Annotated in this window: 11 protein-coding genes and 1 tRNA gene; 9 read left to right on the top strand and 3 right to left on the bottom strand. The window is 60.0% G+C overall.

Annotated features, from left to right (window positions below):
• Positions 1-341: 341 nt before the first annotated feature.
• Entirely contained in the window at positions 342-662 is a 321-nt protein-coding gene (locus B146_RS28775; RefSeq protein ID WP_081631126.1) for a helix-turn-helix domain-containing protein, read from the bottom strand.
• A gap of 665 nt (positions 663-1,327) precedes the next feature.
• Here B146_RS28775 and B146_RS0123990 point away from each other — a divergent pair.
• From B146_RS0123990 to B146_RS0123960, 8 genes are all read left to right on the top strand, one after another.
• Positions 1,328-3,718: a bifunctional diguanylate cyclase/phosphodiesterase gene (locus B146_RS0123990; protein WP_155897705.1), complete on the top strand. Its 2,391-nt coding sequence runs from the start codon at positions 1,328-1,330 to the stop codon at positions 3,716-3,718.
• 314 nt (positions 3,719-4,032) lie between these two features.
• Entirely contained in the window at positions 4,033-4,938 is a 906-nt protein-coding gene (locus B146_RS0123985; protein ID WP_019999019.1) for a DMT family transporter, read from the top strand.
• 347 nt (positions 4,939-5,285) lie between these two features.
• Positions 5,286-7,346 carry an HWE histidine kinase domain-containing protein gene (locus B146_RS0123980; RefSeq protein WP_019999018.1) on the top strand — a complete coding sequence of 687 codons (2,061 nt, stop codon included), beginning with the start codon at positions 5,286-5,288 and terminating at the stop codon, positions 7,344-7,346.
• 34 nt (positions 7,347-7,380) lie between these two features.
• Positions 7,381-7,767, top strand: a complete 387-nt coding sequence (locus tag B146_RS0123975; RefSeq protein ID WP_019999017.1) for a response regulator — start codon at positions 7,381-7,383, stop codon at positions 7,765-7,767.
• 309 nt (positions 7,768-8,076) lie between these two features.
• The gene (locus B146_RS29300; RefSeq protein ID WP_155897704.1) at positions 8,077-8,352 is read left to right on the top strand and encodes a hypothetical protein; all 276 of its coding nucleotides are present in this window, start codon (positions 8,077-8,079) and stop codon (positions 8,350-8,352) included.
• A gap of 312 nt (positions 8,353-8,664) precedes the next feature.
• Positions 8,665-8,883, top strand: coding sequence for a hypothetical protein (locus B146_RS0123965; RefSeq protein WP_019999015.1), 219 nt, complete (start codon positions 8,665-8,667; stop codon positions 8,881-8,883).
• Positions 8,884-8,927: 44 nt separating this feature from the next.
• Positions 8,928-9,134, top strand: coding sequence for a hypothetical protein (locus B146_RS29295; protein WP_155897703.1), 207 nt, complete (start codon positions 8,928-8,930; stop codon positions 9,132-9,134).
• 146 nt (positions 9,135-9,280) lie between these two features.
• Entirely contained in the window at positions 9,281-9,625 is a 345-nt protein-coding gene (locus B146_RS0123960) for a hypothetical protein (RefSeq protein WP_155897702.1), read from the top strand.
• Positions 9,626-9,999: 374 nt separating this feature from the next.
• On the opposite strand, the gene B146_RS28770 is transcribed toward B146_RS0123960, so the two are convergent.
• On the bottom strand, positions 10,000-10,245 hold the full coding sequence (locus tag B146_RS28770) for a hypothetical protein (RefSeq protein ID WP_026358899.1): 246 nt from the start codon (positions 10,243-10,245) through the stop codon (positions 10,000-10,002).
• Between the two features lie 159 nt (positions 10,246-10,404).
• Here B146_RS28770 and B146_RS0123945 point away from each other — a divergent pair.
• Positions 10,405-10,472, top strand: a tRNA-Arg gene (locus B146_RS0123945).
• 336 nt (positions 10,473-10,808) lie between these two features.
• Here B146_RS0123945 and B146_RS27340 read toward each other — a convergent pair.
• The coding region (locus tag B146_RS27340) for a beta strand repeat-containing protein (RefSeq protein ID WP_019999012.1) at positions 10,809-12,407 on the bottom strand (1,599 nt) is incomplete at its 5' end.

The raw sequence follows: 12,407 nt of genomic DNA, 5'->3' as shown, positions 1-12,407 counted from the left end.
GCCGATGCTGTTCGACATTTGGAGTCTCCATTGACGTAGGTCAGGACCGGCGCCGGCCCTGCTGGCAGGCCGTTACTTACGGGCGCCATGTCACCACTCCGCGCCGTTAAGTAACGAGCGGTGGCATCGCGACCGGGCTGGTGAGGCGATCGATAAGCCCCGCCATGCAACTTTTGACTGTCCCTCTTGGTGGAATCAGCTCTAAAGTTTTTGCTGTACGGTTGCAATACCCGGAGTCAAAAAAACGCAACTACAGGTTTTGGTGTACATGGATGGCTACGAACCCGATGTCGGATCAGCGCCCGGAAAAATCCGGACCTGATGACCGCTAGTGGACGGCTTTAAATGTCGAAGTCTGGCTTGCGGGGTGAGCCGGAGAGAACCAGTTCAAATAAAGCTGGTTCATAGTACGAAAGAGCTTTCGCAGCGAAGTCGTATTCATCGATCTTCAACGCGCGAGCCCATTCCGAATACCGATCAAACGGTAGCCGTCCGTTCCCTGATTCAACCTGCGAAACGAAAGTGTAGATTTTTAAATCGAGAATTGCTGCCAAATCCCTTTGTGTAAGACCCGCTTCTTCTCTTTTTTTCTTAAGCCAGAGTCCAGCCTGCTTGCGAAGGTAAAGGCGTTGAGCATCCTTATCGACGGGAGCTGGCTGCATGAATGTCTCTCCTGGCGAGTGACCTCGCGATGATCGACCATAAGAAGGGCTTAGGGTATGAAGTTGTGCCTACACCACAGGTAGCGGTCAGGCCAACCCCATTTGACCCGTTTGGTGCCGGGGGTAAAAGAGAAGACCGCTTAAGGATACAACCTATACGAGGAGCCGCCATTCGCCCGTTGGGTTAGAATTCGGCGGAATCGCCGCAATTCCGGGAGTTTTGTGGCGTTTTCTGGTTGCATGGCAGACAGCGTGCCATGCGATTCCGGTAGTTCGTAGCGAAAATAACATTTCTATCATCGCGAGTTATTCTGTGCGGAATCTCCGATTCGCGCGGCGAGAAGCCTGATACATCCTGTCCGAATCAGGGAGGATCATGAGGCGGGAAGCAACACCAAATGCTGTACTTAATTTCGCTTGGATTGCAGGATTTCTGCCGCGACCGCCCATTCTAGCGGTGTCGGCAGTGCATCGGCCGAAGTTGGAATGCTGCGCTAGCCGCGGCGTATGACGGTGCCTCGAATGGCAGATTCAACCAGCGCCAGACTCTAGCGGACGCCGTTAGTCCGATCCCAACCTGTCGCGCGATAGTATCCCGCGCAGGCCCGTCGAGTCGTGCTCGATGGTGGACCTTGGACCTCGTCGCAGACGAGAAGGGTGCGGATATGATGACCGTCGTCGAGTGCATTGTTGGCCAGCACAATCTCTGGCTCGTCCTGATGGCGGCCATCATCTGCGCAGCGGGCTCCTCGGCGATGGTCCGGCTTTTCCTGCGCGCCGCGATGGCCGACTCGCTCGAAAAAATGGCCTGGGTCGTGCTTTTGGCTTTCGTGACCGGCGCTTCGATCTGGTGCGTTCATTTCATCGCGATGCTGGGTTACGAACCCGGTTTGCCGGTCGGTTTCGATCCGGTGCTGACGATCGTCTCGCTACTGGTCGCCATGATCGGATCGGGCATCGGCTTCCTGATCGCGACCGATCGGTCGGTTGCCGCGCCGGCGATCGGCGGGGCCGTGGTCGGGCTTTCCATCGTGGTAATGCATTACACGGGAATGCTGGCCTACCGCGTCGAAGGGATCGTGAGTTGGGACCAATCCTATCTCGTGTCCTCCATCCTCATTTCCTGCACGCTCGCAGCCGCATCGCTCCAGGTTGCGCTTCGCCTCGGTGGTGAGCGCCACCCCGCGCATCTGGCGACGCTCCTGTTCTTTCTGTCCATCATTGGCTTGCACTTCACGGGCATGACGGCGTTTCAGGTGACGCCGATGCACGTTCCGGGGTCCTTCTCGAATCCGGAAGCCCTGAAGGCTCTAGCCTTTGCCGTGGCCTGTGTTGGTTTGGTCATCGTCGGAGCTGGATTCGCGACCAGCTTCATCGACACCAAGGCGCGGGCCACCGCCTCTTATGCCCTCGCCAATATGACGAACGGGCTGACCATGGTGTCCGCCGGCGGTTTGATCACCCTCGTCAACCAGCGTGTCCACACTCTGTTTCATATGGACAAGGATGCTCTGAAAATCGGCATGACGCTGGAAAATTATGTGACCGTCATAGGCCGGCGCGCCGGGTGGGACGAGGCGCGCATCGGGCGCGTTCTATCCAACCATTACGTCTGGATGGGCGCGGGAGCGACGACCCGTGTCGAGCACCTGTTCGACGATGGCAGGATCCTCAGCATAGCCTGCCAGCCGGTCGCCAAGGGCGGCGCGATCCTGACCTATGAGGACATCACCGAAGCACGCAACGGGCAAAAAACAATCGCCCATATGGCGTTCCATGACGCGCTGACCGGCCTGAAGAACCGACGGATGTTCGTTCAGGCGATGGAAGAGATGCCCCAACAGGGGCGTGTCACGATGTTGATGATCGACCTCGATGGCTTCAAAGGTGTGAACGACCGGCTTGGGCATATCGTCGGCGATGAACTGCTTCGACAGATTGCGATGCGCTTGAAGGATCTGCTCCTAGCCGGGGAAATGGCCTTCCGGCTTGGTGGCGACGAGTTTGCTGTTCTTCTGTCTGCTCCCAAAGAACGGGCTATGGCGCTGGCACAGGACATCACGACCTCGGCGGCCATTCCGTTCGAGATCGACCCGCATGTGGTCGCCATTGGTTGCAGCATCGGCATCGCCACCGTTCTGCCGGGCGACGACGTGTCGTCCTTTCAGCAAAAGGCCGACCTCGCTCTTTATGCAGCCAAGAACAGTGGTCGAAACCGGTTCGAAGTCTATCGAGAGGGCATGCTCGAGGAGGAATCCGTAAAGCGCCTCCTCGAACAGGATTTGTCTCAGGCTATCGCGAACGAACAGTTCGAGCTCTGGTATCAGCCGCTCTTCACTCTGCCCGAGCGCACGCTGGCCGGCTTCGAAGCTTTGATCCGTTGGCGCCATCCAGCGCGGGGCTTAGTCCCGCCGAGCGAGTTCATTCCGGTTGCCGAGAGCTCCGGTCTGATCTCATCCATTGGAGCCTGGGTGATCGACGAAGCGTGCCGACATGCAGCCTCTTGGCCCGACGGGATCTACGTCTCGATCAACGTATCAGCGATCCAGCTGCGATCGCCGGCCCTCGTCTCGCAGCTGAACCAGGCTTTGGCTCGTCACCGTGTCGCCCCTCGGCGCATCGAGATCGAGATCACGGAAACCGCGATGGTCGAACACAGCGCCCAGATCGCGTTGACCATTATGGCTCTTCGCACGCTGGGCGTCCGGATCGCCATGGACGATTTCGGGACGGGATATTCCTCGTTGGCACACCTGCGGGAGTTCAAGGTTGATCGTATCAAGATCGACCGCAGCTTCATTGCCGTGTCCGGAACGGATGCTGGAGCCGCAGCGATCGTACGCGCCATCATGTCCATGGCGCGCGAGCTGAGCATTGAGACGACGGCGGAAGGGATCGAGCAGGAAAGTCAGTTGCAGGACCTACAGGAGCTTGGATGCGGAACGGGCCAAGGTTACCTTCTGGGGCGCCCGCTGGAGGTGAGCGCGGCGGACGCGCTCGTGCGGGACCTCGTGCCCGTCACGACGGTGTTCGATGATCGTGGCCTCGCCGTCTAGCGCTAGCTGATGCACCGTCTGCCATGAGCAATGCGAGCGGGACACAGGCAGTCCGCTTCCAGTCCGCTCGCTGACCAGAAGCGGACATGCGGCGACGCATTCCATGCAGGAGATGATCCGTCTGCCGCATTGGGAAAAGGTGATCGATCCTGCTCATGTCGACCCAGCGTTTCTAAGCCAGCCTAATGGAAGCCATAGCATGACCGAAGGGGGATCCGCTCGGAGAGCACCCTGATTGGCTCTGGCTATATCGCAACGGAAAAGGCTACTCAGCGCGAGCAACACGAGCGCGGAGAGACACGAAGTTGACGAGCATGGCGCAAGACGGCCAAGTCCCTGCGGCTGCGGGGGAGTCGCTCGGCATCCTCCTTCGCATCGCCTCCACGCTCGCCATCGTTGCAATGGGGACGTGCATTAAGGCGCTTGGCAACGGGGTGCCGCTTGGTCAGGTTGTGTTCTTCCGCTCAGCGGTGGCGCTTGTGCCCCTCGCGCTGTTCCTCGCTTGGTCAAACGACTTTCCAAGGGGCCTCGCCACACGCCGTCCCCTCGGCCATGTTGCTCGCTCCGCGATGGGCGCATGCGCCCTCTTCACCTCCTTCGCCACGATCCGCCTGCTTCCTCTCGCGGAGGCGACGCTCCTATCCTACCTGTCGCCGGTCATGGTGACGCTCTTGGGGTGGGCGGTTCTGGGGGAAACTCTCAGCCGGCGTCGGATCAGTGGCGTAGCCCTCGGGCTCGCAGGTGGCGTGGCGTTTTGCCTGCCGGCGCTTTCCGGGACCTTTGCCGACGGCGCGCTGCTTGGGTTGGTCCTGGGGCTGGCGACGGCATTCCTGACGGCGGGCGCGTTGATCCAGGTCCGCCGCCTGACAGTGGCCGGAGAGAAGGCAGGCGCGATTGCCTTTTGGTTTGCGGTCGTGTCCGCCCTCGGCGGCCTGATGACCCTGCCGACAGGCTGGGTGATGCCGAACGCGACACAGGCGGCGCTGCTGGTCGGCGCGGGGTTCGCTGGCGGGACCGCGCATATTCTCATGACGCTGTCGTTCCGCCATGCCCAAGCCGCGGCGCTCGCGCCCTTCGAATATCTCTCGATCCTATGGGCAGCACTCGCAGGCATCGTGTTTTTTGCAGAGATCCCGAACTGGGCCTTCCTGCTGGCCGCCCCGCTGATCCTCGCCGGTTCCGTCGTCGCGCTTCCCAAGCGCGCGGGCCGCCGGGTCTGACATTCGTTGGCGTTCGAACCCTCGACGCGTTGCTTGATTGCAGGCGCTCGTGCGCTGCATCGCTCGATGCCCCTTTGCACCGGATCTTGTCGTTGCGTTGGATGACGGTTGGGGTCGAAATCGGACGGATGGCTCGCCGGCGTCCGCTTGCGCCTCGCCACGCAGCGCCACTGGTTGGATTGCAGACTATCCGTGACGGAGCGTATGTCTCCGCAATGCAGACGTAGTGCTCTAAGACAGCGGAGTGCGACAGCAGGGTTGACTTGCAGACTCAATCCGGTAGCCGCTTTCGCCGTCTGAACCATATTGCCCGTCGGTAATGCTGCTCCTCGGGAAGGTAGGTCCCCTTGTCGTCTCCCCCCACCTTCGACAGTGCTGGCGACAATGCGGGTGCAGCGGAAGCCCAAGTCCATGCCGTCCGCGATGCCGCCCGTTTGGACGTCTTGTCGAGCTATGGCATCCTCGATACGCAGGTCGAACAAGGCTTCGACGATATCGTTCTTCTGGCGACGCAGGTCTGCTCCGTTCCTGTCGCCCTTGTGAGCCTCGTCGACCGGGACCGGCAGTGGTTCAAGGCGCGTGTCGGCTTCGAGCCCTTCCAGACGACGCTCGATCGCTCGGTCTGCGCGTATGCCCTGGGCCGCACGGATATCCTTCAGATCGAGGACCTAACGCAGGATTCGCGCACGCGGGGGAACCCACTCGTGACCGAGGCGCCGCACCTGCGCTTCTACGCCGGGGCGCCGTTGACCTCGCCCGAGGGCCAGACGCTCGGCACCATTTGCGTCATCGATCATGTTTCCCGTCCGGGAGGTCTGACGAAGCCGCAGGTGGATGGGCTCCGTGCGCTCGCCCGTCAGGTCATGGCGCTGCTCGCCTTCAAGCGCACGGTGCGCGAACGCGACGATATCGTTGTGGACCTCGACGCCGCCCACCGCAGCGCCAGCGACAGTCACCTGCGACTCGATACGATGTTTCAGCAGGCGCCGAGCTTCATGGCGATGGTTCGCGGCCCGAACCACCGCTTCGAGTCGGTGAATCCAGCCTACCGTCGCTTGATCGGCGACCGCGAGGTGCTGGGCCTCACGGTCGCGGAGGGGCTTCCGGATGCCGCGGCCCAAGGGTTCCTCGACCTTCTCGATACCGTCTACCGCACCGGGGAACCCTACGCGACACGAGGCGCCCGCTACGCGGTCCAGGCGGATCCCGACAGGCCCGCAACGGACCGCTACCTCGACTTCGTATACCAACCCGTACAGGACGCCGACGGCGCGGTCGTCGGCATCTTCGTCGAAGGATCCGACGTCACGGAACGGGTCCATCAAGCCCGACGTCTCGCTGCGCTTTCGAACCTTAGCGACTTGCTGCGCGACCTTTTCGACGCCGATGCTATCGTCCACGCCTCCGCCAAGTGCCTTGCCGAGACGCTCGGCGCTACCCGGACGGGATTCGGGACCGTTCGTCTCGACGACGAGACGATCGTGGTCCCGCCCGACTGGCATCGGTCGGATGTCGCCAGCGTCGCCGGGCAGCACAGCTTTCGCACCTTCGGCAGCTATATTGAGGAATTGAAGCGCGGCGAGACGGTCGTCATCCAGGACGTCGCGACCGATGCAAGGACCGCGGCGGAAGCGAAAGCCTTCGAGGCGATTCAGGCGAGATCCCTCGTGAACCTGCCAATTATGGAGCGAGGCCGACTGTCGCTCCTCGTCTTCGTGCACCAACACACAAAGTACGCCTGGGACGAAGACGAGTTGTTGTTCATCGGTCAAGTCGGCGACCGGGCTCACGCAGCTCTGGCACGCTTGCGTGCCGAACAGCAGCAGCAGCTCGTCAACCAGGAGATCTCGCACCGTTTGAAGAACACGCTCGCCATGGTACAGGCGATCGCCTCTCAAACTCTGCGTCAGGTCACCGAGCGCGATGCGGTGAAGGCGTTGACGCAGCGCATCGGTGCGCTCTCGCAGGCGCATGAGGTCCTGCTGCATCAGAACTGGACGGAAGCGCGGATCCGGGACGTGACGCAGGCGGTTCTGTCGACGTTCGAAGCGGGTCAACGCTTCATGGTTGAAGGACCCGACGTCCTCCTCGGACCGCGGGCGACCCTGTCCTACTCGCTGCTTCTGCATGAGATGGGGACCAATGCGATGAAGTACGGCGCGCTGTCGGTGCCGGACGGGCGCGTGGAGATCGTGTGGCAGGTGATAGGACAGGGCGTGGACGCGATCCTTGATATGACTTGGCACGAGGTGGGCGGTCCGCCAGCGACCGCTCCCGTGGGGAGGGGCTTCGGGTCGCGCCTTATTGGCATGGGGCTCTTGGGAACCGGAGGCGTCGAACTGGCTTATAGTCAGGAGGGTCTAACCGCACGTATGCAGGCGTCGCTGTCGCAGATGCAGCAGTCGTGAACGCGCAACAGCCGTGAACGACAGGACGCACATTATGACGCTACCTTCCAGCACTTACCGTCCGATCGTGCTCGTCGTGGAGGACGAGCCGCTTCAGCGCATCATGGCCGTCGATTTGATCCAGGAAGCTGGGTTCATCGCCGTCGAGGCACGCGATGCTGCAGAAGCGGTGCGCATCCTTGAGAAGCGTACCGACATCCGCCTTGTGTTCGCCGATCTCGACGTTCCCGGCAGCGCCGACGCACTAAAACTTGCTGCTCTGATTCGGGACCGCTGGCCGCCGATCCACATCATCCTGACGTCAGGCCGCTACAAGCGGACCGACGTCTCACTTCCCGCTGATACGTCCTTCTTCACCAAGCCGTACCCGCACGATGCCGTGGTGCGCGAAATGCGGCGAATGACGGCGTACACGATCTAACGTTCTAGTCGCAGTCCGCGTACGTCCGTTCTCAGGCGTTCCCCTATAGCGCAGTCATGATCGAAGGGGGACGATAGCGGATGCCACGCATTCACGGTCGCTCTCCTGGCACCGACAGACGCAACGGCAAAAGTTGCTGACTGTCAGTTTTCGGGTTGGCACTCCTTGAACCTAACGTCTTGGTGAGGGGCTTTCGCGCATCGGGCTCAACGTTAAAGGAGATTGGATGGCCATCGCGACCCTATCCGCCTGTGGAACAACCAAGTCCGCCAAGGCTTCCTCCATCGTATCTTGCTGAAGGTTCCTGCTATGTCCCATCTTCCGACGGAAACGCTGGCAGCAAGCGACGAGACCAAACGCGATGACCCGAACCGACCAGCTCGCGTCTCGTCGAACCAAGGTCCTGACGAGAACGATGATGATGCCGAACGAAAGGGCGGCGTAGGCTTCCAACCTTCGTCGCTAGCCGATGTAGAACTTGAAAAGCGGACGGACTCCGGACCTGAAAAAGCGCTTGGCCAATCTGTTGCCGAGCGATTCGGGATCGATGAGAAGCATCTGTATCATAAACCATCTCAAAGCTGATCTTTGCAGAACGCCCTCACGCCTGCCGCGATACCCAAGAGGGTCGCGGAGCCACGATCGGAACTATTTTCTTCGGGTCTGAGCTCCGTTTTGCAGAGATCTGGCCGAATGAGGTTGCATCTTCCCGTTGAATAAACTTTCGCCGCGACGCTAAGGCGCTGGTGTCTGTAATTAATTAAACCCATAATTGACGATTAAATTTGCTAATCACTGCAAAAGGTCTATCTTGACTGTGAGGGTGTTGAAGAAAGCGGGCTAGCGACGTGAACGCTTCCCGAGCCTCTGGCGCTTCCGCCCTACGGAGTTCGTCCCATGTTCGGATACCAAGGTGGCGAAAGCGACGAGGTTGTCGCGCGCAAACGTGCCTACATGGCTGATGCTCAGCAGCGCTGGCCATTTCTGACCCGGTTCGATGTCACGACGATCCATAACGAGCAGCAGCTCGCCACTATGGTTCGCGACCGGTCAGGTCGATCCAAAGCGGATGCCGATGCGGAGGTCCACGCCTGGATGGAAGGGAAGCTCTTCTGACAGGCGTGGCAGCGAGGCTCCCTCAATTCTCGGAAGGTCCTACGATGAAGAGTTCTACCGATATCCATGCTGCGGCCAACAAGCATTTCAAGCGTGATGCGACCTCAAGCGTTTCCACATTCGAGGCAGTGAGGTCTGCCGCGCGTTCGACACGGGACAAGGCGGCGCTTCTGCGACAGAGCCGCATGGATCGTGAAGATCAAGCGGCGGCAATTCAGCTGCCCAACCTGACCAAGAGGTCAGAACAGTGAGCCCCGCACAGGACGTTGACTACAATCAGTCCGCCGAGGTGTTCTGGTCCCTGTCCGCCCGTAGATTGCCCTTGAAGGGAAGCATGCGGTTTCGCAGGTTTCCGTCTCTGGATGCCGCAGTTCGGTTCCTTCTGACGGACAAGTCCGTGAAGCGTTTTGCCTGCACCATCGACACGGACGTTGCTCACTACGAGTGGGAGGATATCCGCGAGCTTTTTGAGCGACCCGACTTCCCAGACCTGACGGTTCAGCCCGTTGCCAAGCCATCCCGTCAGTTTGGTCTGGATTTCCTCCGGGGGGTGAAGGCGGAACTGGCTTACGCGATCAATCGCGATCCTTATGGAACCTGGACGGTCTCGTCGCTGGCGACCGGACAGGCAGTCTCGATCAACAGTGTCGACATGACCCGAATGAGTCTCCCTGCGGCAGAGCGGATGAGGGATGTGCTGAACAGCCGGGACGGACAGGACATGCTCGCCATTGGGCCTTGACCCCCGCTTTCTTTTCCGTGCGGGCTAGATGGAGGCTATCGCCTCAATGTGCGACAAAAGCCACCTCCCAAGGGCTGTGGAGTATGTCGACGAAGCTGCGCTCGCCGCGTTGCCTCGTCAGCACCTCCTGGCGTTGCTCGGAGAATGCGATCAATGGCTTGAGACCATGGCCGCCTTTGGAGATGCTGTTCAAACCCGCGTTGGACGCACGGGGTGGACTGTCTTGAGCCGGCAAGACATTGCCGAAACAACGTCGGCAAGGACCCGGCTTCAAGCAGCGATCGAGTTAGCCTCTACGTGAGCGTTTCGAGCGTATAGCAGGCTCCAATTCTCATCAGGCTCGACGAGCCATCTCACTTGAAGCTTGAGGTAATTTAGGCTTCGGCGAATTCCAAGGGCAGCTCGCCATAGCGTGCGAGGATCACGGGTTCTTCCAGAACCTCGCCGGTCTCTGTGTCCACGGACTGTTGAACCGCCACGACGCCGATGAAACGCCGGGCGTCCCGCTCGGCTCGGCCGGTCGCCTCCTCCGGCGTCTTGAAGTCCATGAGCCTGCCGGCGACCAACCGCTTTCCCTGGCGTTCGAAGGGCTGCACGAGATTGAGGGTCTTAGAAGTCATGTGGGATCCCCACTCGTTTAATTGAGCCGAGCATGACTCGGCCAAGCGGAGATGGAAAGGGATTTGTTCCTGATTCGTTCTCATTTGCTGGGGATGAATGCAGAAGGAGGGGGGGCGTTCCTCTAGGTTTATCCGTGGGAGGCGTAGAACGACCCCCAGATAAATCAGTGCTTTGTGCTAGATTCCTAATCTGGGGGTCGTTGGTTCGAATCCAACTGGGATCACCAATGAATTCAGTGCTCTAGCCTACCCAGGGTGGCGAGGCGTTCCCACGGTGTGCCTACAGGGCGTTTCTACGCTCTGTTGGCGGGCTTTCGAGCGGCGAGACGCGCGACAGCAGCGGATCAGGTTTTATGCAGGGTCTTGCCGCCCTAGAGCGTTGCGGTCGCAACATCCAAAATGTCCGATAGGCGCATCTCTATGCGGTAGATCAAGGACTGCAGGAGCTGTCGAGGTCGTGATAATAACTCTCGGGCGAGCGACCAATCGCCTTAGAAGCTTATGCTTCGAATGCGAAAAGCCCCGCCGGTTTAAAACGGCGGGGCTCAATAGCTGGGAGAGTGTTAAGCTACGAAGTTGCTATCAGTGATCTGATTAACTTGGAAGCCTACAAGCTTGATGAGGCCGTCGCCTGCGTTGAGTCCAGCGGTGCCATTGTCCACAAAGACATAAGCGTCGCCGGCATAATTGAATACCGAGTAGCCGTTGTCAGCGGTCGCTGTATCTGCTGCCTTGACGGCATCGAACAACGAAGTTGCACCGTTGATATTAGCGAGCTCCGTATTGGTCAAGATGTCGCGGGCGTTCGTCAAGCCCGAAAGATCGAGAACATCTTGGAGAGCGTTGAAGTCGGTCACCGTGACCAATCCGGCAGTAACGCCGGCAGCGGTGGCAGTGACGATATTCGACAGAGCGTTAACATCGATCGTATCGTTGCCAGCACCGAGGGTGATGGTAACGGCAGATGCCGTCGTGCTCGCATCTGCTGTCGTACCATTCACGTCAGCGGCGATGGTGATCGTGTCGTTGCCTGCACCACCGCTGATGGTGACAGCCTCAGCCGTCAGACTGCCGATCTCGATCGTCAGTACGTCATTGCCCGAACCGCCAATGATCGTCTCGACATCCAACGTGTTGTTGGTGATCCCGGCCCCCGAGAGATCGACGGTAATACCGCCCGTCGAACCGCTGGCATCGACCGTCGTCAGGCTACGGAAATCAACATCTCCGAGCGTTACAGTGGTGTCTGCCGAGAGATTGAGGTTCAACGTCTCAAGGACGCCTTCGGCAGCGGTCGGGGTTGCGCCGAAGGTGAGGTTCAAGACCTCAGGTACATTTGCAACCGGCGTCAAGGAACCGGACACGGTAAGCGTCGTCAGATCAGCGCCATTCAGGTTGATAGTCGCGTCGCCAGCAACATTATCGAGGGCGATGTTGGCATCCGTGACGCCTTCGACATAAGTGACGGCGGCATCGACACTTGCATCGCGGAAGCCAGCAGTCTGACCAGACGATAGGCCGGTGATCGCGCCGACGTTATCGATCTGCCAAATTGCTTCCGCACCCTGAAAACCAGAAGCGTTAACAGCGGCGGCCGTGGTGCTTGTGAAAGCGTCATTGCGGATCACATTGATCGTCTCAATGCCGCTCACGGTCGCCGTCCGCGGAACTGCAACGGTTGCGTTCGGACCAACAAATAGGTTCAGCGTGTCGTTGCCCGCGCCGCCCTGGACGTTGTCGAAACCGTTGAGATCAGCAAAGCGGCCTTGGAACGTGTCGTCACCGGAAGTGCCCTGGAACACGTCTTGACCTTCAGTAAGCGTGAAGGTGTTGCCGGCGCCCGGAACCGTGCCGGAGTTCGCGAACGGACCCGTGATGGTCGTGCCATTCGAGAGGGTCGCGACGCGGCCTTCGAACTGACCGAACTGGACGAAGTGCTGGTAGGCGCTGGTGAACGTGCCGGCTTTGATGGCCGCGTCGACGTCCGCGTAGGTCGTGCGGTAGGCGGCTTCGTTGAAGTCGTCGGCACCACCGTTGCCGTTGAGATCGATTGCAGCCTGCTCGAACGCGTTCGAGAAACGGCCTTCGGCCGCGCCGTTGTCAAGGAAGTGCGTCAGCGGATTCACGCCGGCGCGGGCCACGTCCGGGTACAGGCCCAGATA

The organism is Aureimonas ureilytica DSM 18598 = NBRC 106430 (assembly GCF_000382705.1).
Lineage (GTDB): Bacteria > Pseudomonadota > Alphaproteobacteria > Rhizobiales > Rhizobiaceae > Aureimonas > Aureimonas ureilytica.
The sequence above is the reverse complement of the archived record's forward strand: the minus strand, read 5'-3'. Positions and strand labels throughout refer to the sequence as shown.

Excerpts from the sequence above, each read along its gene's own strand:
- B146_RS28775 (WP_081631126.1), bottom strand. The coding sequence starts at position 662 with ATGCAGCCAGCTCCCGTCGATAAGGATGCTCAACGCCTTTACCTTCGC.
- B146_RS0123990 (WP_155897705.1), top strand. The coding sequence starts at position 1,328 with ATGATGACCGTCGTCGAGTGCATTGTTGGCCAGCACAATCTCTGGCTC.
- B146_RS0123985 (WP_019999019.1), top strand. The coding sequence starts at position 4,033 with ATGGCGCAAGACGGCCAAGTCCCTGCGGCTGCGGGGGAGTCGCTCGGC.
- B146_RS0123975 (WP_019999017.1), top strand. The coding sequence starts at position 7,381 with ATGACGCTACCTTCCAGCACTTACCGTCCGATCGTGCTCGTCGTGGAG.
- B146_RS29300 (WP_155897704.1), top strand. The coding sequence starts at position 8,077 with ATGTCCCATCTTCCGACGGAAACGCTGGCAGCAAGCGACGAGACCAAA.
- B146_RS0123965 (WP_019999015.1), top strand. The coding sequence starts at position 8,665 with ATGTTCGGATACCAAGGTGGCGAAAGCGACGAGGTTGTCGCGCGCAAA.
- B146_RS29295 (WP_155897703.1), top strand. The coding sequence starts at position 8,928 with ATGAAGAGTTCTACCGATATCCATGCTGCGGCCAACAAGCATTTCAAG.
- B146_RS28770 (WP_026358899.1), bottom strand. The coding sequence starts at position 10,245 with ATGACTTCTAAGACCCTCAATCTCGTGCAGCCCTTCGAACGCCAGGGA.